This is a genomic window from Pantoea phosphatilytica, assembly GCF_051025615.1.
GTDB lineage: Bacteria > Pseudomonadota > Gammaproteobacteria > Enterobacterales > Enterobacteriaceae > Pantoea.
Map to the genome: position 1 here is coordinate 1,174,632 of NZ_JBPFDF010000001.1, position 23,413 is coordinate 1,198,044.

The following is a 23,413-nucleotide window of genomic DNA, read 5'->3' on the forward strand; positions in this document are numbered from 1 at the left end:
AACCGATCAGATGGGCTGAACCGTTATTCAACGAGGTGTGGCTTGAGTCGGCAAGCGAAATGTCGTCATAATAGCCATGACAAATATGCATAGCTGAGGTTCACTGTGTCCCGTACATCGCTGCCGCTGAATGCCATCCACGCGTTTCTGGTGACCGCCCGGCATCTTAATCTGACGCATGCCGCACGGGAACTCTGCCTGACCCAGGGCGCGGTGAGCCGCAAAATTGCCTCGCTGGAGCAGTGGCTCGGGGTCACGCTGTTTGACCGCCACGCGCGCGGACTGCGGCTGACCCCGCAGGGTGCCGCCCTGCTGCCTGATCTGCGCGCCGGGTTTGAACAGATGGTGCAGGCCAGCGAAAAGATCCGCCGCACCCAGAGCAGCATCCGCCTGAAAGCACCGACCTGCGCGATGCGCTGGCTGGTGCCCCGGCTGATGGCGCTGGAGCATCAGCGCCCGGAGCTGCATGTGGCGCTGACCACCACCCTGGATCATGCCTCGCAGCTGGAGAACTTTGATGCCGCGATCGTCTATGGCAGGCCGCATCCTGAAGGCATTACCCTGTTCCGGGAGTCACTGACGCCGGTGATGGCGGCGAATCTCCCCTTGCCCGCCTCGCCCGCCGCCCTGGAGGCGATGACCTTTCTGCATCCGACCGCTGACACGCGCGACTGGCTGTGCTGGCTGCAGGCGCAGGCGGTAACGCCGGTGATGAGGCGGAACCAGCATTTTTCCACGATGGACCTGGCGATAAGCGCGGCGATTCAGGGATTTGGGGTGGCCATTGCGGACAGCAATCTGGTGGAGAGTGATATTGCCAGCGGCAGGCTGATTACACCCTTCGCTGGCGAGGTAAAGACGGGGGCCGTCTACAGCCTGCTGCAGCGGCCCGAACGGGATGCGCCACCGTTCCTGACGGAACTGGTGGCGTGGCTATGCCGGGATCAGAAGGTAACCCAGTCGCCGTTATCAACCGGTTTAGCCTGAGCCGCACTCAGCACGGGCGCCTTCGGTGCGGCCGGTTTACCGCTCGCCCCTGGTGCACGGTGACTGTCGGCAGAGAGGCGGAACTTCGCGACCGAGGCCTGCAGCGCTTCCGTCTGCAGGGCCAGCGCGCTGGCAGCCGCTGAAACCTCTTCGACCAGCGAGGCGTTCTGCTGGGTCACGCTGTCCATTTCGGTCACCGCCGTACCGACCTGAGAGATCCCCTTGCTCTGCTCTTCTGACGCGGACGCGATCTGCTTCATGATCGCATCCACATCCTGCACCGACTTCAGGATGTTGTTCATGGTGCCACCGGTGGTGCTGACCAGCTCGGCACCTTTGTCCACGCGCTGAACGGACTCTTCGATCAGGGTCGCGATCTCTTTAGCCGCATTGGCGCTGCGCTGGGCCAGATTACGCACTTCCGACGCGACCACCGCAAACCCACGCCCCTGCTCTCCGGCGCGGGCCGCTTCGACGGCGGCGTTCAGCGCCAGGATATTGGTCTGGAACGCGATACCGTTGATGACGTTGGTGATCTCCGCGATCTTTTTCGAGCTGCCGGAGATGCCATCCATCGTGCTGACGACTTCGCTGACCAGCTGGCCGCCGCGCTGGGCGGTGGTGGTGGCGGTTTCCGCCAGCAGGCTGGCCTGACGGGCGTTATCCGCGTTAAATTTCACCGTGGCGGTTAACTGCTCCATGCTGGCCGCCGTCTGCTCCAGTGCGGCGGCCTGCTCTTCGGTACGCGATGAGAGATCATTGTTACCGGCCGAGATCTCCGCCGCACCGCGCGAGATATTCTCGGTGCCGCTGCGGATGGCGCTGACCGCTTCCCGCAGGCTGTCCTGCATCGCACTCAGCAGCGGAACCAGTTTACCCACGCAGTTACGGCCGAACTCGTTGACCGGCTGGCTGAGATCGCCTGTGGCGATGACGGCGAAGTGGTTACGGATGGTCTCCAGCGGACGCACCAGCATGGCAACCAGATAGCGGTCGGTAAACAGCAGAATCAGCAGGCCGATAACCACCGTGATGGTGATGATGGTTTTGGTCATCGCAGTGAGGCGGTCGACCTCCACCCGGGTAGCGTCCAGCTTTTCGGCGGCGGCCTGATTAAATTTCTCGGCGCTGACGCCAAAAGCGCGACTCAGCGGCGGGGTGCCGTTATTCGCCTGCTCGCGATAAGCCTCCGCTGTACCCTGACGCGCCAGCTGCAGTTGCGGCGTTACGCCATCATCCAGCAGCTTCTGCCAGCTCTGAATCACGCCATCCACGACGTCCGGGTTCATCGGGCCGGGGGCCAGCTGTTTGAAGCGCGCCAGCTGCTGCGTCATGCTGTCCAGCGCCTGCTGCACCGGTGCATACGCCTCATCCGTCAGCGCCTTACCTGCAGCTTTGCTTTCCATCACGCGGGAAAGACGAGTTATCACGCGAAAATATTGATCGTTGCCTTTGCTCAGCACCGTCATTTGTTCAACCAGATGGCGGTCAACATCGTTGCCTTCGCTGAGCGCGCCTAGCGAGTGGATGCTATAAAGGCCGACGCCGCTCCAGAGCAGACAAAACAGTCCCAGAATGGAGAGCATCACTGCGCGAATGGTAAAATTTTTGAGCATTCCCATACCAAAATCCTATGCATGTTGACCCGTAATCGTCGGGCATAACGATTTATCGGCACAGGAATGTCAAAATGTAACTGTTTTGTTACCTGAAATTTTTCAGCGTCGGTATCGGGCTCGCGGATAAAAAACGCATCAATTCATCATATTAAGCTTTTTAAAGTAGAAAAATTTCATTCATGCGATTTCATGGTTAGCAGGCTAATCATCTGCCTGTACTCAAAGCTTCACCATACGACTCATGAATAACCGGAACAACCGCATACGGGCGCGCATAAAGTTCCTTTTCAGCGCGATGCTGTTCTCGCCTCCCTCCCCCAGTGACATTGTCACGTCTTCACCGGGATGCCATGCCGGCCAGATGATCTCCCCTGCCAGCTGATGCTTGTATTCTGTCGCGTCGCGGGCAAAGTTAAGCCAGTATTCACTGACCCGTCCGGCAAAGGCTTGATCGCCCTCGCTGAAGGGTCGCCCGTCGCCGGTTCGGGTCATCTGGCTCAGCGTATTCAACGCATAGGGCACTTCATTGCCGTGCCAGGTGCCGTGCAGATAGAGGTCGCGGGCATGTTCTGAGACGTAATCAAACCAGTAGCGCCAGCCCGGCATTCCCACCTGATGCTGCGCCCGCATGACCAGCCACGGCATAAGGCTGAACGCCATGTCGCGTGCCACGGCGCGACCCAGTAACCGATCGTCATGGATGTCGTACATCCATTTCAGCGTCCGGTAGAGAAGACGGTTTTTATCGCGTAACTGCTGCAGCACGGCGGTGGCATCCACGCCGAAATAGTCCAGCACGCTGGCTTCATCGCTGTTGCTGCCCGCCATCAGCGGCAGACGATGCTGTTTTGCCGTCAGAAAGGTGCGCAGCATCGGTTCGGGCAGCACGGCATCCCCGGCGATAGGCACGGGCGGGATCGACAGCGCCCCCTCCAGCGGCCAGAAAGCATCGGCTGGCAGCGCACGCAGATCAGCCGCGCTGGAATCCGGCGGCAGGCCGAGATGACGGGCTACCGCCACACCCTGCTGACGCGCTTTTTTCAGCGGCGTGTCCGGCAGGCTGTAGGCGCTCTGCACAATACCTTTATGGAACAGTCCTTCCGCCAGCGGAGAACAGCAGAGTGACAGCACACTGCGGGCACCGGACGATTCGCCAAAAAGCGTGACGTTGCGACGGTCGCCGCCAAAAGACGGAATGTTGCGTTGCACCCACTGCAGCGCGGCTATCTGGTCCAGCAGACCAAAATTGTTCACCGTGCCGCCCGCCGGATATTCCGCATCCAGCGCGGGATGTGAGAAGAACCCCAGGTGGCCCAGCCGATAGTTGAGCGTCACCACCACCGCACCGCGTGACGCCAGCGGCTTGCCGCTGTAGGGGGCCAGTCCGCCCGCGCCGATAGTAAACCCGCCGCCGTGCAGCCACACCATTACCGGCAGCGGTCTGGATGGCTCGACATCGGGCGTCCAGACATTCAGGTAGAGCGCATCTTCGCTGAATTCACCGGGATCGCCTCCGCCGACGGCCTCACAGTAAGTCCGGTTCTGCCAGCAGGAGGCGCTGAATGCGGTGGCATCACGCACACCCTGCCAGGGCGTGACCGGCTGTGGCGGACGCCAGCGCAGTGCGCCCTCCGGGGGGGCTGCATAAGGTATGCCTTTGAATACGAAAAGGTCATCGTCCCTGCATCCACGTAACTCACCCTCAGCCGTCATGATCCTCAGACCTGTTTCGTTTTTCATTCCTGTTTCCCTGTTCAGACGTTCCTCCATTATTTGCAGGCCCGCCAGCATTGTCCATGCGCGGAGGGGATTTGCAGAATATACCGAAGCGTAAGGGGCAGGCATGAACACAATCGTCAACCGATCACGCGCATCTGTTGAGGCGATGAGTTAAGCACGGGTTATCATTTTCTGGCCGGGTCGATGGCGGAGGTGCTACACGAACCGCCTGAGCAGTGTGATGCCCCGCCGCTAAGCCGTTATCTTTTTAACGATTCAGGATGGTCACGCAGAGGAATCTGCGCGATCGGTTAACACGTTTTAATGTTCCCGGCGGGCAGGCGATTTGTCCTCTTTTTTTCCGGTTTCAGGGCCAGCCAGGGAAACGGAGGCTGCGGGAAGCTGCCGGGCAACGGAATTGTTGCCCGGTAAACATCTCAGGCAGGGCGTAATCCACACTGGGCCAGCGACCGCTGCTGACGCGCTTCATACAACGCCATCTCATCCAGCACGGCACACCCCAGCGCCGTCTCGAACGTCTGGCGGCTCGCCTGACCCGCGGAACGGATCTGCGCCCGATCGCCCAGATTGGACTGGAAAATGCCCGCGGCGCTGACGGGCAGAAAATCTTCGTAGGTCTGCGGTTCGGCCACTATGCGCCCGGCTGCGATCAGCGTTTCCAGCGACTCACCCTGGGCGGGCGGCATCGCCATGCCCTTTTCACTCAGGCGATAGCGGAACCAGGCCAGCCCCTGCTGACGCAGCGTCGTTTCGTCGTCAGGAAAGTCACGGAAAATCTCCGCCAGATGCTGCTGATGCTGCTGATTATCCTGGCCGCTGCCCGCCTCGCTGAGGAGTCGATCGTAGAGCGCGCGTCCCTGTGGCGTCAGCGCCACGCCGCGCTGCTCTATCTCCCCGAAGCGGGCCGTGTGGGTGCCCTGATGACCATCGCGGAAGATGATCGGCTCCTCCAGCGCTTTAAAGCTGGTCTGCCGCAGCAGGATCGGCACCTGACGACGCGGCGGGCCTTCAATGAGGGTTTTGGGATCGATGCCGCGCGACGGCATCAGCTGCTGTACGCGGTCGATGTCCAGCGTGCGTGGCGTGAGATGGTTGATGTGGCAGCCGGGAAAACAGACGACATCGGCGATCAGCCGATGCTGCTGGTTCAGCGCCTGATAGGTCTGGCTGTCAACGCTGCTGTGCGCATGCCAGCGGAAGGTTTCCAGCGCTTCGGTGACAAACTCACCGGCCTGCTCTTCGGTCAGCCCGCCCTGCTGCGCATGGAGCTCCAGCAGCGCCCGGCAACGGGGGGTGAAGATGTCGCGCGCCGCGAGGATCTCTGCGGCCTTTTCACGCAGCGGCTCATCGTCGATCAGTTCCGGGCGCAGCAGCGAGGTAAAAACCCGGAAAGGATTGCGCCGCAGCGCCGCATCATCCACCGGCCGGAACGCGGTCGAGTGCACCGGCACGCCCGCCTGCGAGAGATCGTAATAACCGACCGGATACATGCCCATCACCGCAAACAGCTGCCGCAGCGTGGCGAGTTCAGCCGCCGTGCCCACGCGGATGGCACCGTGGCGTTCAATGCTGAGCCGGTCAATCTCATCCGCCGCCGCAAGACGATCCCTGAGCGCGCTGTCGGCTTCCAGCGCGCGATCGTTAACGGTCGCGACCAGCTGCATCAGCGTGCCGTACTGCGGCACCTCCTGCTGATACATCGCAGACATCGCCTGAGAAAAACGGGTGCGGATCGCATCCGCACTGAGAAACTTGTCCATCTTATCCACCTGACACCGTGAGCGTTGCTGCTACTGTAATGCAACGCGCTGGCGACAGCGGAAAAAATCACGAATCTGTGATCGGCTTAAAGCCGAAGCGATTTTTTAACAGCAGCATCAGGCTGGTGATCACAGCCGGTATCGCCAGCAGCAGGAAGATAACGCTGAACGACCAGCCCAGAGAGAGCATTTCGGCTCCCACAAAGGCGCTGAGGATCGCGCCGACGCGCCCCACGCCATGCATCCAGCTTGAGCCGGTGGCGCGGGCATGCGTCGGATAGTAGCTGGCGGATAAGGCGTTCATGCCGGTATTGGCCCCGTTGAAGCAGAAGCCGCTGCAAAAGGCGATGGCGCTCATTATGCCAGCTTCCGCCGGGGAGAAGCCAAGCGCCACGATAAACAGCCCGCCGCAGCCATAGATGGCAGCCAGCGCCAGGTTAGCGTTGAACCGGTCCATCAGCCAGCCTGCAAACAGCGAGCCCAGGGTTCCGCCAGCCTGATACATCGCGGTGACAATGGCGGCTTCAGTGACCGACATACCCAGTGTGTTGACCAGCGAGGGCAACCAGCTGCCAATCAGATAGACCAGGAACAGGCCCATAAAGTAGCCGCCCCACAGCATAGTGCTGCCGAACAGGTAGCGGCGCGAGAGCACGGTGCCGACCGCGCCGCTGTCCGGCGAGGTGGCTTCCGGGGCATGAAACGCGCAGTCAGGCGGGGTTTTGCCCGGCATCATCCGGTCGAGGATGGCGTGAATGCGGGCTGCGGGTGCGCCACGGCTGATCAGAAAGCGCACCGATTCCGGCAGGCCACGGATCAGCAGCGGCAGCACCAGCAGCGGCAGAATACCGCCGAGCAGCAGCACCGAGTGCCAGTCATAGCGCGGCAGCAGCCAGGAGGCAGCAAAACCGCCGCTGGCGGCCCCGAAGGTAAAGCCGCAGAACACCACCGTGATGATAAAGGCGCGGCGGCGCTCAGGTGCATACTCCGCCACCAGCGTGCCGACGTTGGGCATCGCGGCACCCAGCCCCAGCCCGGTCAGAAAACGGAACAGCATCATCTGCTCGATGTTCTGCGACAGCGCGGTAGCCAGCGTCCAGAGTCCAAAAAAGAGGACGCTGAAGAGGATCATCAGGCGACGGCCATAGCGGTCAGCCAGCGGCCCCGCCACCATCGCTCCCAGCGCCAGCCCGATCAGCGCCGCGCTGATCACCAGCCCGAGCTGATGGTTGGAGACGCCCCACGCGGCTTTCAGCGCAGGCGCAATGAATCCCATAATCGCAATGTCCATGCCATCGAGCGCCACCACGATAAAACAGAGTGCGATAAGTCGCTTTTGCCAGCGGCTGAGCCCCTGCTGATTGATAAGCTGGCGGACATCTACCGCCTCGACGCTGGTCAATGAACACTCCCCGGGAGTAACGAATCCGACATCAGTTTAAGTAAAAAAAACGGCGCTAATGATAGCCGATCGTTAACCTTAAGCGGTCAGTTTTTTTGCAGAAAGGAGAGAATGATGCTGGTTGAGCGCGCTAAGTCCTTGATATCGGCCCGGCAGAGAGTGCTTTCGTTCAGGCATTTTTAAGATGAACGGTTTTCTTTCAGCAGGTTAACGTCGAATCCGCCTGTCGCCGCCCTGTTTGTTAAAATCATTTTGCAGCAAAGTTAACAGAATTCATTTTAAACTGTTGCCTGAAGACAGCAATTCTCATTAAGTTGAGCCTATGGAAAAAAATATCCTTTTCAATCAGCGCATTCGCTTGCGCCATCTGCATACCTTTGTTGCCGTTGCGCAACAGGGTACCCTGGGCCGGGCGGCAGAGACGCTGAGCCTGAGCCAGCCTGCGCTCTCTAAAACCCTGAACGAGCTGGAAGAGCTGACCGGCGTGCGTCTGTTTGAGCGTGGCCGGCTGGGCGCACAGCTGACGACCATGGGCGAACAGTTTCTGACTCACGCCGTCCGGGTTCTCGACGCCCTGAATCATGCCGGACAGAGTTTCAATGAACAGCCCGGTGACGCCCCGGTGATCATCCGGCTGGGCGCCCTGACCACGGCGGCGATGGGTATGCTGCCGCGTATCCTGGACCGTTTTCATCAGCTGCAGCCCAACACCACCATCCAGGTGGCGACGCTGCATAACAACGTCCTGCTGGCTGGCCTGCGTGCGGGCGAGTTTGATATCGGCATTGGCCGGATGGCCGACAGCGACATGATGACCGGGCTCACCTATGAACTGCTGTTTCTGGAGTCCCTGAAACTGGTGGTCAGGCCGGAACACCCGCTATTAAGTGACAACGTCACTCTATCCCGCGCCATGCAGTGGCCGGTAGTGATTTCACCCGAAGGCACCGCGCCGCGCCGTATCGCGCAGCAGATGCTGGATGAACAGGGCTGCTCCCTGCCGCCTCACTGCATCGAAACCTCATCGACCTCGCTGGCGCGCCAGCTCGCGCTCCGCTACGACTATATCTGGTTTGTTCCTTCCGGCGCGATTAAAGAGGACCTCAGCCACAATGCCGTCTGCGCCCTGCCGATCAACTCTTCCGGTCCGGGTGAACCGGTCGGGATTATTACCCGCACCGGCGCAGAACTGAGCCTGAGCGCCGAGGTTTTAATGTCGACTATCCGCAAATTTCACAGCTAGCGGCTGCGTTTCGCATGCCGCTCGCGGTTTTCCAGCCGCGCTTTATCGGTTTTTCGTAAGCCCACGTAGAGCGCGCCACCACCACCGTGCTGGGTCTGTGCCACGCAGAACGTCTGTACGTCATCAAACTGCGGTAACCAGCGCGCCAGATAGCTGCGCACGATATTAGCGTGCGACTCATCATCACGGCCTTTGCCATGAATGATCAGCAGATTCCTCAATCCCTGCTTGTGCGCCTGCATCATGAAATTAAACAGCGCCTGGCGGCAGGCCTCCACCGGCTGACGCAGCAGGTTCAGGCTCGCATCCAGCGCATATTCCCCTCTGCGCAGCTTATCCAGAATGCCCTGCTGAATGCCATCGGCCTTGTACTCCAGCGGCGTATTGAGCGGCACGATCTCCAGATAGCCCCGGGTCAGGAAGTTTTCCTGTTCCGACTCACCGGGCGGATGACGCGGCGCTTTCGTGGAGGGCGATTTGAGCCATAAGGTGGACGTGGTGTCCTTTAACGGCGTGACATCACCCATGGCATCCCGAAAGAGATCGTTATCATCAAGGTTCATGGTTTTCTCACACCTGGTTAAAATTGATGGAGCGGGTAAATCAGGCTTATGACGTTAGCGTAGCAAAATCTGCAATCACCGGGCCACCCCGCTGTTTTGCCCAAATTTCGCGCGGCAGAACCGTGGAGCAGATCACAAAAGCGGAAAGTTTTCGTGACAGCGACGCCGAGCGCGTGCCAGGAAAGCCCGCTGCAGCGGGCTTCGGCGCCAGCCAATACGCCCCTGATCTTTGTGGGTGTAAAGCTGCTCGGATGAGTTCCCTTGAGCGCAAAAAATGGTAAAATTGACCCCAGTCAATAATCGTCGAGCAAACTATTATGATCCCTGAAAAACGCAGCATTCGTCGTATTCAGTCAGGCGGTTGTGCCATTCACTGCCAGGATTGCAGCATCAGTCAGCTCTGCATCCCCTTCACCTTAAATGAACATGAGCTGGATCAGCTCGACAATATCATTGAGCGTAAGAAACCGATTCAGAAAGGGCAAACGCTCTTTAAAGCCGGGGATGAACTGAAGTCTCTCTATGCGATTCGCTCAGGCACCATTAAAAGCTACACCATTACCGAACAGGGTGATGAGCAGATCACCGGTTTTCACCTGGCGGGCGACCTGGTGGGCTTTGACGCCATCATGGGTTCCAGCCACCCCAGCTTTGCGCAGGCGCTGGAAACAGCCATGGTCTGTGAAATACCGTTTGAAACGCTGGATGACCTGTCGGGCAAGATGCCGGCTCTGCGTCAGCAGATGATGCGGCTGATGAGCGGCGAAATCAAAGGCGATCAGGATATGATCCTGCTGCTGTCGAAGAAAAATGCCGAAGAGCGTCTGGCGGCGTTTATCTGGAATCTTTCGCGCCGTTTTGGCCAGCGTGGCTTCTCACAGCGCGAGTTCCGCCTCACCATGACCCGTGGCGACATCGGTAATTATCTGGGCCTGACGGTCGAAACCATCAGCCGTCTGCTGGGGCGTTTCCAGAAGTCCGGCATGCTGGCAGTGAAAGGCAAATATATCACCATCGAAAACCACGCCCTGCTGGAAGAGTTAGCCGGTCAGAGCCATCAGGCCGCCTGATCCGCCGCCGGATCAATAATTCTTATTTTGTTGATCCGGCAGTAACTTTTTCACTTCTTCCGCTGTGAAACATAGGCTATCTTTATTCCAACGCCCGGGTTTAAGGAGAATGCCTCATGTCTCAATACCAAAATATTCTGGTCGCCATCGATCCCCAGCAAGACGATCAGCCTGCGCTGCGGCGTGCGGTTTATCTCAATCAGCGGATTGGCGGAAGAATTAAAGCATTCCTGCCTATTTATGACTTCTCGTATGAGATGACCACCCTGCTTTCACCGGATGAACGCGCCTCGATGCGCCAGGGCGTAATCAGCCAGCGTACCGAATGGATACGCGAACAGGCTCACGCCTACCTGGATGCCGGCGTCGATATCGACATCAAAGTGATCTGGCACAACCGTCCTTATGAAGCCATTATCCAGGAAGTGCTCGCCCATAAGCATGATCTGGTACTGAAAATGGCGCATCAGCACGACCGCCTGGAGTCAGTGATTTTTACCCCGACCGACTGGCATCTGCTGCGTAAATGCCCCTGCCCGGTCTGGATGGTGAAAGACCAGCCGTGGCCGGAAGGCGGCAAGGCGATTGTCGCGGTTAACCTGGCCAGCGAAGAGCCCCATCATGACAGCCTGAATCAGAAGCTGATTCGGGAAACGGTGAAGCTGGCGGGAAAGGTGAATCAGACCGAAGTACATCTGGTCGGCGCCTATCCGATTACCCCTATCAATATCGCGATTGAATTGCCCGATTTCGATCCCAGCGTCTACAACGACGCTATCCGTGGCCAGCATCTGGTGGCCATGAAGGCGCTGCGGCAGAAGTTTTCTATCGGGGAAGAGTTTACCCACGTTGCGAAGGGCCTGCCGGAAGAGGTGATCCCCGACCTGGCGGCGCATCTGGGGGCGGGCGTGGTCGTGCTCGGCACCATCGGACGCACCGGTCTTTCAGCGGCGTTTCTGGGTAATACGGCGGAGCAGGTCATCGACCATCTGCGCTGCGATCTGCTGGCGCTGAAGCCCGACGATTTCAAATCACCTGTTGATCTGGATGATGAAGAGGATGAGGAGGATTAACGCCTCCTTATAAGAAAACGGGCGGCCGGTGAGCCGCCCTTTTTTATTACAGTGCTTTGAGAATCGCTTCCACGCTGGCTTTGGCATCGCCAAACAGCATCTGACTGTTCTCTTTGAAGAAGAGCGGGTTCTGCACCCCGGCATAGCCGGTATTCATTGAGCGTTTAAACACCACCACATTCTGCGCTTTCCACACTTCCAGCACCGGCATACCGGCAATCGGGCTGCGCGGGTCGTCCTGCGCGGCCGGGTTGACGGTGTCGTTCGCGCCGATCACCAGCACGGTGTCGGTGTTGCTGAAGTCATCGTTGATCTCATCCATCTCCAGCACCACGTCATACGGCACCTTCGCTTCGGCCAGCAGTACGTTCATGTGCCCCGGCAGACGCCCTGCCACCGGATGGATCCCAAAACGCACGTTGATGCCCAGCGCCCGCAGCCGGGCGGTGATTTCCGCCACCGGATACTGCGCCTGCGCCACCGCCATGCCGTATCCCGGCGTGATAATCACCGAACCAGACGCCTTGAGCATCCCGGCGGTCTCTTCAGCGGTAATCTCGCGATACTCCCCCGCTTCCTGCGTATCATCGCCGCTGCTCACGTCGGTGCCAAAGCCACCGGCGATCACGCTGATAAACGAGCGGTTCATCGCTTTACACATGATATAGGAGAGGATGGCACCGGATGAGCCGACCAGCGCACCTGTCACAATCAGCAGATCGTTGCTGAGCATGAAACCGGCCGCCGCGGCCGCCCAGCCCGAGTAGGAGTTGAGCATTGAGACCACGACCGGCATATCCGCGCCACCGATCGAGGCGACCAGATGCCAGCCAAACGCCAGCGCAATCACCGTCATCAGCAGCAGCGCAAAGACCTGCGCTGCGCTGCTGCCGGTATTCACAAACCACAGCAGCAGCAGGAATGAGACGACCAGCGCCAGCAGATTCAGCTTATGACGATGAGGCAGTGCCAGCGGCCGTGAGGAGACCCTGCCACACAGTTTGCCGAAGGCCACCAGAGAGCCGGTGAAGGTGACGGCACCGATAAAGATCCCGATAAAGACCTCGCTGAGGTGGATATTTTCCATCACGGCAGGCAGGCCGGGCGCGTGCTCAATGTAGCTGTTGATGCCCACCAGTACCGCAGCCAGACCCACAAAGCTGTGCAGAATCGCCACCAGCTCCGGCATTTCGGTCATTTCAACTTTTTTTGCCAGACGAATACCAATCGCGCCACCGATCACCATCGCCAGCAGGATCCAGACGACATGGCTGCTGTCCGGGCCAAAGATGGTGGCGACCAGCGCAATCGCCATACCACTGATACCGAAAATATTGCCGCGCTTAGAGGTCTCATGACGCGAGAGGCCCGCGAGACTACAGATGAACAGAATTGCAGCCACAATATAGGCTGCAGTGACTAATCCGCCAGACATGGTTTACCCCTTACGAAACATTTTCAGCATGCGCTGGGTGACGGTAAAGCCACCAAAGATATTGATGCTGGCAATCAGCACGGCAATAAAGGCGATAAAGGTGACCCAGCCACCGTGGCCCATCTGTAAAACCGCCCCGATAACGATGATGCCGGAGATGGCATTGGTCACCGACATCAGCGGCGTATGGAGTGCATGACTGACGTTCCAGACCACGTAGTAGCCCACCACACAGGCGAGTGCGAACACGGTGAAGTGCGAGAGGAATTCCGCAGGCGCGACGCTCGCCATCCAGCCAAACAGTACAATGGCCAGCGCCATCAGCAGAGAGTTGCGCCACGGCGACGCGGGCCGGGTTTCAACCGGCGCTGAGGGCTTCACGGCTGCCGCTTTGGTCTGAGGGGCGGCCGAGACCTGAATGGGCGGAGCCGGCCAGGTGATTTCGCCTTCACGAACCACCGTGACACCGCGCACGACCACATCATCGAAATCGATATGAACCTCGCCCGGCTTCTCTTTACACAGCAGCTTAAGCAGGTTGACCAGGTTGGTGCCGTAGAGCTGGGAAGACTGGGTCGGCAGACGGCTGGGCAGATCGGTGTAACCGATGATCTTGACGCCGTTCGGGGTCACGGTCACCTGATCGGCGACGGTCAGCGCGCAGTTGCCGCCGGTCTGCGCGGCCAGATCCACAATGACACTGCCCGGCTTCATGCTGGCGACCATCTCTGCGGTGATCAGTTCCGGGGCTGGTTTACCGGGGATAAGCGCCGTGGTGACGATAATATCCACCTCTTTCGCCTGGCTGGCAAACAGCGCCATCTCAGCCCGGATAAAGGCCTCCGACATGACTCTGGCATAACCGTCACCGCTGCCCGCCTCCTCTTCAAAATCGAGTTCGAGGAATTCGGCGCCCATACTCTGCACCTGCTCTTTGACCTCCGGACGGGTGTCGAATGCGCGGACAATCGCCCCCAGGCTGCCCGCCGCGCCAATCGCAGCCAGACCGGCCACACCGGCCCCGATGACCATCACTTTTGCCGGCGGCACTTTACCGGCCGCCGTGATCTGGCCGGTAAAGAAGCGGCCAAACTCATGGGCCGCCTCGACGATGGCGCGATAACCGGCGATATTCGCCATGGAACTCAGGGCATCCAGCGACTGCGCCCGCGAGATACGCGGCACTGAATCCATCGCTATCACCGTGACCTGACGCGCAGCCAGCTTCTCCAGCAGGGCCGGATTCTGCGCGGGCCAGATAAAGCTGACCAGCGTGCTGCCCGCGCGGGTCAGTGCGATCTCTTCATCATCCGGCGCATTGACCTTCAGCACGATATCGGACTGCCAGACCTGCTCTCTGTCGCTGAGTGTGGCACCGGCGGCGAGATAGCTTTCATCATCGAAGCTGGCGCGTTTACCGGCGTCATGCTCAAGCGTGACGCTGAAACCCAGCCTGATCAGTTGTTCGACGGTCTTTGGCGTGGCGGCCACGCGCGACTCGTTTGGCAACCTTTCCTTGGGTATTCCAATTAACATAGTGTTTCCTTTCATCGGTTAAAGGATGATGGCCCGAATCGGCACCGCGCCCGCGCAGCGGGATCGCTGACCCGGCTGACGAACGCAACGCCTCTGTTTCAAAGTGTTTATAACCTACTGAAAATGTGACAGGCGATCTACCGTCGCCAGGCCGCGTCGTAACATTCGCCTGATTATTCAGTATTGCGCTCAAAAACCGGCGTTATCCCACTACAAAATCGTATCGCAGGCAGATTTTCTGCCAGAGATGATGGCCTGCGGGCGGACAAGGCGTTATTAAAAACCTTTATTTAACAATGCATTAACTAAAAAACTGCTAATCGTTACCGCTTTTACCGGTTAATTCCGGCAGAAATGGCCTTAGCGCACTCAGATGACAATCAAATGAAAAAACGGTAAGTGAATAACGCGATGTGAGACAAAAAATCGCTGCGACAGTCTGTTTATAACATGCAATAATCAGCGGCTAATCTGTTATACATCAAGAGTCCAGCACGTTTTCGTACTCATTTTTGCGTAAGGCGAAGGATTATTTTTATGAAGCTGAAGAACACTATTCTGGCGTCCACTCTGTTGTCCCTGCTGGCAGCCAATGCATTCGCTGCGCAGGAGTTAACGCCAGAAAAAGCGGCCGCGTTGAAGCCATTCGAACGTATTAATATCACCGGCCGTTTCAACGCAATTGGCGACGCTGCCGATGCGGTGTCGAAGCGTGCAGATCAGCTGGGCGCCGCCTCTTTCTACATTCAGGGGATTAACGACAGCAACGGCAACAGCGGCAACTGGCGCGTCACCGCCGACCTCTATAAAGCCGATGCCCCGGCAGCCTCAGACACTAAAACCTACCGTCGCTTTAACGGCGTCAACGAACTGCCAAAAGCGGAGGCCTACCGGCTGGAGCCTTTTGATACCGTTTCGGTCAGCGGCTTCTTTGCCAGCCAGCCGGACGTTAACGACGCGATCTCCAAAGCCGCGAAACAGAAAGGCGCCGCCTCCTTCTTTATCGTTCGCCAGATCGACGCTAACAGCGGCGGCAACCAGTACGTGACGGCTTATGTCTATAAAGCCGATGCAAAAGCGCGCGTGGTGCAGAACCCGAACGCCATCCCGGCCGATTCCGAAGCGGGTAAAGCCGCGCTGGCAGCCGGTGGCGCAGCGGCGGCTAACGTCGAGATCCCTGGCGTAGCCTCGTCTGAAACGCCAAGCAGTAAAGTGGGTCGTTTCTTCGAAACGCAAAGCTCTACCGGTAAGCGCTACACGGTGAATCTGCCAAACGGCAAATCCGTGCAGGAAGTGAACGCGATTACGGCCGCGCAGATGCAGCCGTTCGATACCGTAACTTTCACCGGACACTTCGGCACCCCGACAGAGGTCTCAGAAGAAGTGGCGAAGCGTGCGGCCGACAGAGGGGCGAAGTTCTACCACGTCACCCGTCAGTGGCAGAACCAGAGTGGCGGCAACCTGACCGTTACCGCGGACCTGTTTAAGTAATCCTTTCAGGGCGGCGTCAGCCGCCCTGCTGTTTGCATAATTCCTGCGCTGATTTGCATAGTCACGCATTGCCATCCCCTGCCACACTCCGTAAAATCTGCCGCCTGTTTCACCGGACATTGTCTCTGTCAATTGCGGCTGCGCTGCGATATCTCAGTGATGAAAACCGGATTACCCAGCCATATATGCTAGCGGGAAGGTTGTTTTGGAGAAAAAATTAGGTCTCGGTGCGCTGACGGCGCTGGTGCTCAGCTCGATGCTGGGCGCCGGCGTGTTCAGCCTGCCGCAAAATATGGCTGCGGTGGCAGGTCCGGCGGCACTGCTGCTGGGCTGGTTAATCACCGGCGTCGGCATTATTTTTCTGTCGCTGGCGATGCTGCTGCTGACCCGCCTGAAGCCCGATCTGGACGGCGGGATCTTTACCTATGCCCGTGCCGGATTTGGCGAACTGATGGGCTTCTGCTCCGCCTGGGGCTACTGGCTCTGCGCCGTGATCGCCAACGTCTCCTATCTGGTGATCGTTTTCTCCGCCCTGAGCTTCTTCACCGACACGCCGGACCGGGTGATCTTCGGCGACGGCAATACCTGGCAGGCCATGCTGGGCGCTTCCGTGCTGCTCTGGCTGGTTCACTGGCTGGTGCTGCGCGGCGTACAGACGGCAGCCAGCATCAACCTGATGGCGACACTGGGCAAGCTGGTGCCGCTGCTGTTGTTTATTGTGCTGGCAGTGATGGCGTTTAACTATGATCGCTTCCGCTTCGATTTTTCCGGCGTTACGCTGGGGCAGCCGCTGTGGGAGCAGATCAAGCAGACCATGCTGATCACCCTGTGGGTCTTTATCGGGGTCGAAGGCGCGGTGGTGGTTTCTGCCCGCGCGCGTCAGAAAAAGGATGTGGGCCGGGCCACGCTGCTGGCCGTGCTGGCCGCCCTGCTGGTCTATCTGCTGGTCACACTGCTGTCGCTGGGCGTGGTGCCACGCGCGGAGCTGGCCGGGATGCGCAACCCCTCAATGGCCGGGTTAATGACCCGACTGATGGGCAACTGGGGCGATGCGGTGATTGCGGTGGGCCTGATTATTTCGGTGTGCGGCGCCTATCTGAGCTGGACGATTATGGCCGCTGAAGTACCGCTGATCGCAGCGCAGCAGGGTGCCTTTCCGCGCAGCATCGCCCGTCAGAACCGCCATAACGCACCGGCCGCCTCGCTGTGGCTGACCAACGGCAGCATCCAGTTCTGCCTGATCCTGATTGCGCTGACCGGGGCCGACTACAACAACCTGCTCACCATCGCGTCGGAGATGATCCTGGTGCCCTATCTGCTGGTGGGGTTATATCTGATCAAGGTCGTCTATGGGCAGCGCAAGCCGCTGGCGCTGGCGACCGGCATCGGCGCGAGTCTGTATGGCATCTGGCTGCTCTACGCGTCGGGGCCGCTGCACCTGATGATGTCCGTGGTGCTCTATACTCCCGGCCTGCTGCTGTTTCTGTTTGCCCGTCGCGGCGGCCGCGCAGAGATTGCGCTGACCACGCTGGAGCGGATTGCAATGGGATTACTGATTGCGGCTACGCTGCCCGCCGTATGGCAGCTGACGGCTTAGTGTGACTGCAGAGGAATCGAGACGCACAGCAGGTCATCCTGCTGTGTAAGATTCAGCGGCTTCGCATATTCATGATGAATCGCGTCCAGCTGCTCCGCCGACAGCGGATACGGTAGCTGAATATCGAAGCGGCTGATACGCTGCTGTTCCGCCAGCGTAATCAGCCGCGCGATATTGATTTCGTCGCTGACCTGGGTAGAAATGATTTGTAATGCTAATTCTTTTAACGGGTCGTCACTGCCCTGTAAGCGGTGTGCCGATTTACGTGTCACCATGCCAAATATCGGCATCACACCATAAATAGCATCGACGAAGCTCCAGCGTTTTTTGCAGGAAGCGGAGAGAAAGTCACTGTAATTGAAGCAGATGCGGTCGGGGTATATGGCTGATGCCAGCTCTTTATCAGACACACTAACGCTCCTCATGGTAATCATCAATATCCCAAACCTGGCGCAGAAAGGCCGCGCTAATGATTACACATTTTGCCGGTTATATACCAGCAAGCCACGGATATTTCGTGCGATAACGTAGAGCTCAGGACCAGGAAAAGATATGCTTTCGCCCACCCCTGTCTCTGCTTTGTGAACTATGAACAAAATTGTTTATGTTGAAGATGAACCCGAAGTGGGTTCACTGATTGCGGCCTACCTCGGTCGTCACGACATTGAGGTGATTGTTGAGACCCGCGGGGATCGCGCTGAGGCGGTGATCGCCGAGCAGCAGCCCGATCTGGTGATGCTGGATATCATGCTGCCGGGCAAAGATGGCATGACCATCTGTCGGGATCTGCGGGCCAACTGGCAGGGCCCCATCGTGTTGCTCACCTCGCTGGACAGCGACATGAACCATATTCTGGCCCTGGAGATGGGTGCCCAGGATTACATTCTGAAGACCACGCCTCCGGCGGTGCTGCTGGCCCGCCTGCGCCTGCATCTGCGTCAGTCAACCCAGGGCCAGCCGGAGGATACCCCCAGCGCACCGGCGGCCAACCGGATGCTGCGCTTTGGCTCGCTGACTATCGATGCCCTGAATCGTCAGGTCACGCTGTTTGATGAGCAGATCGCGCTGTCGACCGCAGATTTTGATCTGCTGTGGGTGCTCGCCAGCCATGCGGGGCAGACGCTTAACCGCGATGCGCTGCTGAAAACCCTGCGCGGTGTCAGCTACGACGGGCTCGACCGCAGCATCGACGTTGCGATCTCGCGCCTGCGCAAGAAGCTGCATGACAGCGCCACCGAGCCGTTCCGCATCAAGACTATCCGCAACAAAGGCTATCTGTTTGCCCCCCAGGCCTGGGATACCCGCGTACTATGAGAAAGCTCTTTATTCAGTTCTATCTGCTGCTGTTCGTCTGCTTCCTGGTGATGGCGCTGCTGGTAGGGCTGGTCTACAAGTTCACCGCAGAACGTGCGGGCCGCCAGTCGATGAACGATCTGATGGCCAGCTCGCTCTATCTGATCCGCAGCGAACTGCGTGAGATCCCGCCGCGCGACTGGAACAAGACCATCAAGAGTCTCGACCTCGGTTTATCGTTCGATCTGCATATCGAGCCGATGAACAAATTCCAGCTCGATGAGGGGAATATGCGCCGATTGCGGGCTGGCGAGATTGTGGCGCTCGACGACCAGTACACCTTCCTGCAGCATATTCCCCGCAGCCACTATGTGTTGTCGGTCGGGCCGATCCCTTACCTCTTCTATCTGCATCAGATGCGCCTGCTGGACATAGCCCTGCTGGTCTTTATCGGCATGTCGCTGGCGCTGCCGGTGTTTATCTGGCTGCGGCCTCACTGGCAGGAGATGCAGCGTCTGGAGAAAGCAGCGCAGCGGTTTGGCCGCGGCGAGCTGGATGTGCGTACCCATTTCGACAGCACCTCCAGCCTGTTCCGGCTCGGCATCGCGTTTAACCAGATGGCCGAGAACATCAATACCCTGGTCGCCAGCAAGAAGCAGCTGATCGATGGGATCGCGCATGAGCTGCGCACTCCGCTGGTGCGCCTGCGTTACCGGCTGGAGATGAGCGATAACCTGACAGATAACGAACGGGTGGCGCTGAATCGCGATATCGGCCAGCTGGAGAGCCTGATCGAAGAGCTGCTGACCTATGCGCGCCTTGACCGCCCGCGCGTCGATCTCAACCTGAAGAGACAGGATTTGGCTAGCTGGCTGCGTGAGCGGCTGGATGATTTTCGCACCATCAATCCCGGGATGCGGCTCGATCTGGACCTGCCGCAGCGCGAAAACATCGGCGTCTCCGATAGCCGCCTGATGGAGCGGGTGCTGGATAATCTGGTCAACAACGCCCTGCGCTATGCCCGGCAGCGGCTGCGCGTCAGTTTATGGTTCGACGGCCCGACCGGCTGTCTGCAGGTGGAAGACGATGGGCCGGGCATCCCGCCTGAAGAGCGCGAACGGGTGTTTGAACCTTTTGTCCGGCTCGATCCCAGCCGTGACCGCGCCACCGGCGGCTGCGGCCTTGGCCTGGCGATCGTCCACTCGATCGCCCAGGCACTGGGCGGCAGCGTCATGATTGAAGCCAGCCCGCTGGGCGGTGCCAGCGTTCGCTTTTGCTGGCCGGTTGATTTAACCTTGCGGGAAATTCCGCTGCGATAAAACACAAGGAGTCCTGCGTGACCTCAGCGTATCAGCACCTTACCGCGACCTTTCAGCGTCTCTCCCGTTTCAGCCACGTCACCGCTATCGCCGGTTGTGACATGCAGACCACCATGCCGCCGGGCGGCAGTCAGGCACGGGGGGAAGCCCTGGCCGAAATGAGTGTTCTGCAGCATCAGATCCTGACCGCCCCGCAGGTCGGGGAATGGCTCCGGGCCGCCGGGCAGGAGTCGCTCAACGACGTCGAGCGCGCCAATCTGAATGAGATGCAGCGGGCTTACCAGCAGGCGACCCTGCTGCCCGATACGTTCGTTGAAGCGAAGTCGATCGCCGGTTCAGTCTGTGAACACGCCTGGCGCACGCAGCGACCGGCCAACGACTGGCAGGGTTTCGCCGCCAACCTCAAAGAGGTGGTGCGCCTGAGCCGCGAAGAGGCACAGCGCCGTGCCGACGCCAGCGGCGCTTCGCGCTACGACGCGCTGCTGGATCTTTACGAGCCGGGGATGACACGCGCCCGGCTGGATGCGACCTTTGGCGAACTGAAAACCTGGCTGCCCGACCTGCTGCAGAAGGTGGTGGAAAAACAGGCGCAGCAGCAGGTGATCGTGCCGCAGGGGCCGTTCGCGGTGCCTGCCCAGCGCCAGCTCGGCCTGAGCATCATGGAGACGCTGGGCTTCGACTTTAATCATGGCCGGCTGGACATCAGTGCGCACCCCTTCTGCGGCGGCGTGCCGGAAGATGTGCGCATCACCACCCGCTACAACGAGGCGGAGTTTCTCAGCGCCATGATGGGCGTGATTCATGAAACCGGCCACGCCCGCTATGAGCAGAATCTGCCGCAGCAGTGGCGCGGTCAGCCGGTGGCGCTGGCGCGTTCCACCGCGATCCATGAGTCCCAGAGCCTGTTTATGGAGATGCAGCTGGGCCGCAGCCGTGAATTCCTGCAGCGTATTCTGCCGCAGATAACGGCCACCTTCGGCGATCAGCCCGCCCTGCAGGCGGATAATTTCGTGCGCCTCGCCCAGCGTGTAGAACCGGGCCTGATCCGGGTTGACGCCGATGAGCTGAGCTACCCGGCCCATGTCATTCTGCGCTATGAGATCGAGCAGGCGCTGATTGAGGGCGACATTGAGGTTGAGGATATCCCGGCGCTCTGGGATGAGAAGATGATGCAGTCGCTGGGGCTGGACACCCGCGGGAACTACCGTGACGGCTGTATGCAGGACATTCACTGGACCGACGGCGCCTTTGGCTACTTCCCGACCTACACGCTGGGCGCGATGTACGCCGCACAGCTGTTCCGGGCGGTGAAACAGGCCATTCCGCAGCTCAGCGAGCTGATTCAGCACGGTGAACTGCAGCCGGTCTTCGACTGGCTGCAACAGAATATCTGGCAGCACGGCAGCCGTTTCTCCACCGATCAACTGCTGATCAACGCCACCGGTGAAGCGCTGAACCCGGCGTTTTTCCGCCAGCATCTTGAGCAGCGTTACCTGAATAACTGAGTGTCAGGGCGGCCTGCCGGCCGCCCCTTCCCCCCCTTTGTACAATCGGTTACACGCCGATACCAAACACCCACGGACACCGCGCATTGCTTTCCCTATAGTCTCTTCACCGGCCCCGCAGTGGGCTACACATGAAAAAATAGTCTTCGAGGGATTTGCAATGAAAAAATTATTTGCACTGGTTGTCGCCGCTGCTATGGGTATGTCTTCTGTTGCTTTCGCTGCTGACACCACAGCTGCTCCAGCTGCTGCTGCGCCAGCCGCAACAACCACCACCACTACCGCTGCTGCACCGGCTAAAACCGTTCACAAAACTGCGCACAAGAAACACCATAAAGCTGCGCAGAAAGCCCAGGCTGCTAAGAAACACCACAAAAAAGCAGTGAAGAAAGATGCAGCGCAGAAAGCGCAGGCTGCTAAGAAAGTTCACCACAAGAAAGCGGCTGCACAGAAAGCGCAGGCTGCTAAAAAAGTGCACCACAAGAAAGCCACTCAGCCAGCCGCTCAGAAAGCCCAGGCTGCTAAAAAAGTTCACCACAAAAAAGTAGCTGCACAGAAAGCGCAGGCTGCTAAAAAAATGCACCACAAAAAAGCGGTAAAACCGGCTCAGAAAGCGCAGGCCGCTAAAAAGATGCACCACAAAAAAGTTGTGAAATCAGCTGCTAAAAACTAAGGTCGCCTGTCACGCACGGCCACGCGATAATGATTAAAAACACCCGGTTCTGCCGGGTGTTTCTTTACTGAGGTGGAAAAAATGGTGCGTCGCTATCGCTTCGAAATTATTCTGCTGGTTATGATCCTGTGTGGCATTGTTGCAGCAAGCTTTTTTATTTGATCGCTGTAGCGTACTGATTAACCAATAAAACTCCCTTTTTCAACGCTCACCGACTATAGTTACCGTACCTGCGGAATAACAATAACGTTACTTTTCTCGCCATTGAGATTTCTATGCGCCTGGCTACCCTGTTAATGGTTGGACTTTTCAGCTTTGCCACTACTGTTCATGCCGATGATGACGATGACTCACCGACGCCTGCCGAGATTAAAATGCTGTTCTTCGGCAAGGACCATCGTCAGGCTATCACCGATATTACCGCAGCACCCTGGGATGCGATTGGCCAGCTGGAGACCGAAAGCGGCAACCTCTGCACCGCGACGCTCATCTCTCCGCATCTGGCGCTGACCGCCGGACACTGTCTGCTCGCCCCGCCGGGTAAATTTGATAAGCCGGTGGCGCTGCGTTTTATGGCCAGCGACAAAGGCTGGCGCTACGAGCTGCATGATATCGACGCGCGGGTTGAACCCTCGCTGGCGTCAAAATTAAAGGCGGATGGTGAAGGCTGGATCGTACCGAGCAGTGCGGCACCCTATGATTACGGCATTGTGATACTGCGCAATCCGCCGTCAGCGATTACGCCAATCCCCCTGTTCGACGGTTCACGCAGCGATCTCACGGCCGCGCTGAAACTGACCGGCCGCAAGGTGACCCAGGCGGGCTATCCGGCCGATCATCTTGATACGCTCTACTCCCACAGTAACTGTCTGATCACCGGCTGGGCGCAGCGCGCCGTGCTTTCCCATCAGTGCGACACGCTGCCGGGCGACAGCGGTTCTCCGCTGCTGCTTAACAGCGAGAATGGCTGGCAGTTAATTGCGGTTCAGAGTTCAGCGCCGGCTGCAAAAGATCGCTATCTGGCGGACAACCGCGCGATTGCCGTCACCTCGTTCAAAGACAAGCTGGAATCGCTCGCGCAGTAAGCCAGCCAGACCGCACTGTCCG

20 protein-coding genes are annotated in these 23,413 nt (G+C 58.8%); 12 read left to right on the forward strand and 8 right to left on the reverse strand.

Annotated elements, in window-relative coordinates:
- Window positions 1-105: 105 nt before the first annotated feature.
- Window positions 106-987, forward strand: a complete 882-nt coding sequence (locus ACR6AS_RS05835; protein ID WP_111141293.1) for a LysR substrate-binding domain-containing protein — start codon at window positions 106-108, stop codon at window positions 985-987.
- On the opposite strand, the gene ACR6AS_RS05840 is transcribed toward ACR6AS_RS05835, so the two are convergent.
- The 4 genes from ACR6AS_RS05840 to ACR6AS_RS05855 all read right to left on the reverse strand — a co-directional run bounded on the left by ACR6AS_RS05840 (window position 945) and on the right by ACR6AS_RS05855 (window position 7,508).
- The gene (locus ACR6AS_RS05840) at window positions 945-2,609 is read right to left on the reverse strand and encodes a methyl-accepting chemotaxis protein (RefSeq protein WP_434161459.1); all 1,665 of its coding nucleotides are present in this window, start codon (window positions 2,607-2,609) and stop codon (window positions 945-947) included. The genes ACR6AS_RS05835 and ACR6AS_RS05840 overlap by 43 nt on opposite strands.
- Window positions 2,610-2,825: 216 nt before the next feature.
- On the reverse strand, window positions 2,826-4,346 hold the full coding sequence (locus ACR6AS_RS05845) for a carboxylesterase/lipase family protein (protein ID WP_418802722.1): 1,521 nt from the start codon (window positions 4,344-4,346) through the stop codon (window positions 2,826-2,828).
- A 416-nt stretch (window positions 4,347-4,762) separates the two neighbouring features.
- Entirely contained in the window at window positions 4,763-6,106 is a 1,344-nt protein-coding gene (gene hglS / locus ACR6AS_RS05850) for a 2-oxoadipate dioxygenase/decarboxylase HglS (RefSeq protein WP_434161461.1), read from the reverse strand.
- 67 nt (window positions 6,107-6,173) lie between these two features.
- Complete coding sequence (locus ACR6AS_RS05855; protein ID WP_111141297.1) at window positions 6,174-7,508, reverse strand: MFS transporter; 1,335 nt, start codon at window positions 7,506-7,508, stop codon at window positions 6,174-6,176.
- Between the two features lie 322 nt (window positions 7,509-7,830).
- On the opposite strand from ACR6AS_RS05855, the gene ACR6AS_RS05860 reads away from it, so the two are divergent.
- Window positions 7,831-8,751 carry a LysR substrate-binding domain-containing protein gene (locus ACR6AS_RS05860; RefSeq protein ID WP_111141298.1) on the forward strand — a complete coding sequence of 307 codons (921 nt, stop codon included), beginning with the start codon at window positions 7,831-7,833 and terminating at the stop codon, window positions 8,749-8,751.
- On the opposite strand, the gene smrA is transcribed toward ACR6AS_RS05860, so the two are convergent.
- Window positions 8,748-9,314 carry a DNA endonuclease SmrA gene (smrA, locus tag ACR6AS_RS05865; protein WP_111141299.1) on the reverse strand — a complete coding sequence of 189 codons (567 nt, stop codon included), beginning with the start codon at window positions 9,312-9,314 and terminating at the stop codon, window positions 8,748-8,750. The genes ACR6AS_RS05860 and smrA overlap by 4 nt on opposite strands.
- A 317-nt stretch (window positions 9,315-9,631) precedes the next feature.
- On the opposite strand from smrA, the gene fnr reads away from it, so the two are divergent.
- On the forward strand, window positions 9,632-10,384 hold the full coding sequence (gene fnr, locus ACR6AS_RS05870; protein ID WP_010244686.1) for a fumarate/nitrate reduction transcriptional regulator Fnr: 753 nt from the start codon (window positions 9,632-9,634) through the stop codon (window positions 10,382-10,384).
- A gap of 116 nt (window positions 10,385-10,500) precedes the next feature.
- A complete protein-coding gene (uspE, locus tag ACR6AS_RS05875) occupies window positions 10,501-11,457 on the forward strand; it encodes a universal stress protein UspE (RefSeq protein ID WP_367395508.1) in 957 nt (318 codons plus the stop codon).
- A 46-nt stretch (window positions 11,458-11,503) separates the two neighbouring features.
- Here the strand turns inward: uspE and pntB are convergent, their stop codons facing one another.
- Together pntB and pntA are read right to left on the reverse strand one after the other, a co-directional pair.
- On the reverse strand, window positions 11,504-12,892 hold the full coding sequence (gene pntB, locus ACR6AS_RS05880; protein ID WP_111139509.1) for a Re/Si-specific NAD(P)(+) transhydrogenase subunit beta: 1,389 nt from the start codon (window positions 12,890-12,892) through the stop codon (window positions 11,504-11,506).
- A gap of 3 nt (window positions 12,893-12,895) precedes the next feature.
- On the reverse strand, window positions 12,896-14,428 hold the full coding sequence (gene pntA, locus ACR6AS_RS05885; RefSeq protein WP_434161464.1) for a Re/Si-specific NAD(P)(+) transhydrogenase subunit alpha: 1,533 nt from the start codon (window positions 14,426-14,428) through the stop codon (window positions 12,896-12,898).
- Window positions 14,429-14,965: 537 nt separating this feature from the next.
- Between pntA and ydgH the strand changes: the two genes are divergently transcribed.
- Window positions 14,966-15,919, forward strand: coding sequence for a DUF1471 family protein YdgH (gene ydgH, locus ACR6AS_RS05890; protein ID WP_293770166.1), 954 nt, complete (start codon window positions 14,966-14,968; stop codon window positions 15,917-15,919).
- Window positions 15,920-16,124: 205 nt separating this feature from the next.
- The gene (locus ACR6AS_RS05895) at window positions 16,125-17,516 is read left to right on the forward strand and encodes a basic amino acid/polyamine antiporter (protein WP_434161466.1); all 1,392 of its coding nucleotides are present in this window, start codon (window positions 16,125-16,127) and stop codon (window positions 17,514-17,516) included.
- On the opposite strand, the gene ACR6AS_RS05900 is transcribed toward ACR6AS_RS05895, so the two are convergent.
- Entirely contained in the window at window positions 17,513-17,926 is a 414-nt protein-coding gene (locus tag ACR6AS_RS05900) for a hypothetical protein (protein WP_111139505.1), read from the reverse strand. The two genes, ACR6AS_RS05895 and ACR6AS_RS05900, sit on opposite strands and share 4 nt — an antisense overlap.
- Window positions 17,927-18,104: 178 nt before the next feature.
- Between ACR6AS_RS05900 and rstA the strand changes: the two genes are divergently transcribed.
- The 6 genes from rstA to ACR6AS_RS05925 all read left to right on the forward strand — a co-directional run bounded on the left by rstA (window position 18,105) and on the right by ACR6AS_RS05925 (window position 23,391).
- Window positions 18,105-18,830: a two-component system response regulator RstA gene (rstA, locus tag ACR6AS_RS05905; RefSeq protein WP_111139504.1), complete on the forward strand. Its 726-nt coding sequence runs from the start codon at window positions 18,105-18,107 to the stop codon at window positions 18,828-18,830.
- Complete coding sequence (gene rstB / locus ACR6AS_RS05910) at window positions 18,827-20,128, forward strand: two-component system sensor histidine kinase RstB (protein ID WP_367395511.1); 1,302 nt, start codon at window positions 18,827-18,829, stop codon at window positions 20,126-20,128. Before rstA ends, rstB begins: the two co-directional genes overlap by 4 nt.
- 17 nt (window positions 20,129-20,145) lie before the next feature.
- Window positions 20,146-21,633: a carboxypeptidase M32 gene (locus tag ACR6AS_RS05915; protein ID WP_111139502.1), complete on the forward strand. Its 1,488-nt coding sequence runs from the start codon at window positions 20,146-20,148 to the stop codon at window positions 21,631-21,633.
- 160 nt (window positions 21,634-21,793) lie between these two features.
- Entirely contained in the window at window positions 21,794-22,306 is a 513-nt protein-coding gene (gene asr, locus ACR6AS_RS05920; protein WP_111139501.1) for an acid resistance repetitive basic protein Asr, read from the forward strand.
- 81 nt (window positions 22,307-22,387) lie between these two features.
- A complete protein-coding gene (ydgU, locus tag ACR6AS_RS20530; protein WP_009090068.1) occupies window positions 22,388-22,468 on the forward strand; it encodes a small membrane protein YdgU in 81 nt (26 codons plus the stop codon).
- A 113-nt stretch (window positions 22,469-22,581) separates the two neighbouring features.
- The gene (locus tag ACR6AS_RS05925; protein WP_111139500.1) at window positions 22,582-23,391 is read left to right on the forward strand and encodes a trypsin-like serine peptidase; all 810 of its coding nucleotides are present in this window, start codon (window positions 22,582-22,584) and stop codon (window positions 23,389-23,391) included.
- The last annotated feature ends 22 nt before the right edge of the window (window positions 23,392-23,413 follow it).

What these genes read in the sequence shown, in the direction of transcription:
- ACR6AS_RS05840 (WP_434161459.1), bottom strand. Translation starts at nt 2,609, where the DNA reads ATGGGAATGCTCAAAAATTTTACCATTCGCGCAGTGATGCTCTCCATT.
- ACR6AS_RS05845 (WP_418802722.1), bottom strand. Translation starts at nt 4,346, where the DNA reads ATGAAAAACGAAACAGGTCTGAGGATCATGACGGCTGAGGGTGAGTTA.
- hglS (WP_434161461.1), bottom strand. Translation starts at nt 6,106, where the DNA reads ATGGACAAGTTTCTCAGTGCGGATGCGATCCGCACCCGTTTTTCTCAG.
- ACR6AS_RS05860 (WP_111141298.1), top strand. Translation starts at nt 7,831, where the DNA reads ATGGAAAAAAATATCCTTTTCAATCAGCGCATTCGCTTGCGCCATCTG.
- smrA (WP_111141299.1), bottom strand. Translation starts at nt 9,314, where the DNA reads ATGAACCTTGATGATAACGATCTCTTTCGGGATGCCATGGGTGATGTC.
- fnr (WP_010244686.1), top strand. Translation starts at nt 9,632, where the DNA reads ATGATCCCTGAAAAACGCAGCATTCGTCGTATTCAGTCAGGCGGTTGT.
- uspE (WP_367395508.1), top strand. Translation starts at nt 10,501, where the DNA reads ATGTCTCAATACCAAAATATTCTGGTCGCCATCGATCCCCAGCAAGAC.
- pntB (WP_111139509.1), bottom strand. Translation starts at nt 12,892, where the DNA reads ATGTCTGGCGGATTAGTCACTGCAGCCTATATTGTGGCTGCAATTCTG.
- pntA (WP_434161464.1), bottom strand. Translation starts at nt 14,428, where the DNA reads ATGTTAATTGGAATACCCAAGGAAAGGTTGCCAAACGAGTCGCGCGTG.
- ydgH (WP_293770166.1), top strand. Translation starts at nt 14,966, where the DNA reads ATGAAGCTGAAGAACACTATTCTGGCGTCCACTCTGTTGTCCCTGCTG.
- rstA (WP_111139504.1), top strand. Translation starts at nt 18,105, where the DNA reads ATGAACAAAATTGTTTATGTTGAAGATGAACCCGAAGTGGGTTCACTG.
- rstB (WP_367395511.1), top strand. Translation starts at nt 18,827, where the DNA reads ATGAGAAAGCTCTTTATTCAGTTCTATCTGCTGCTGTTCGTCTGCTTC.
- asr (WP_111139501.1), top strand. Translation starts at nt 21,794, where the DNA reads ATGAAAAAATTATTTGCACTGGTTGTCGCCGCTGCTATGGGTATGTCT.
- ydgU (WP_009090068.1), top strand. Translation starts at nt 22,388, where the DNA reads ATGGTGCGTCGCTATCGCTTCGAAATTATTCTGCTGGTTATGATCCTG.
- ACR6AS_RS05925 (WP_111139500.1), top strand. Translation starts at nt 22,582, where the DNA reads ATGCGCCTGGCTACCCTGTTAATGGTTGGACTTTTCAGCTTTGCCACT.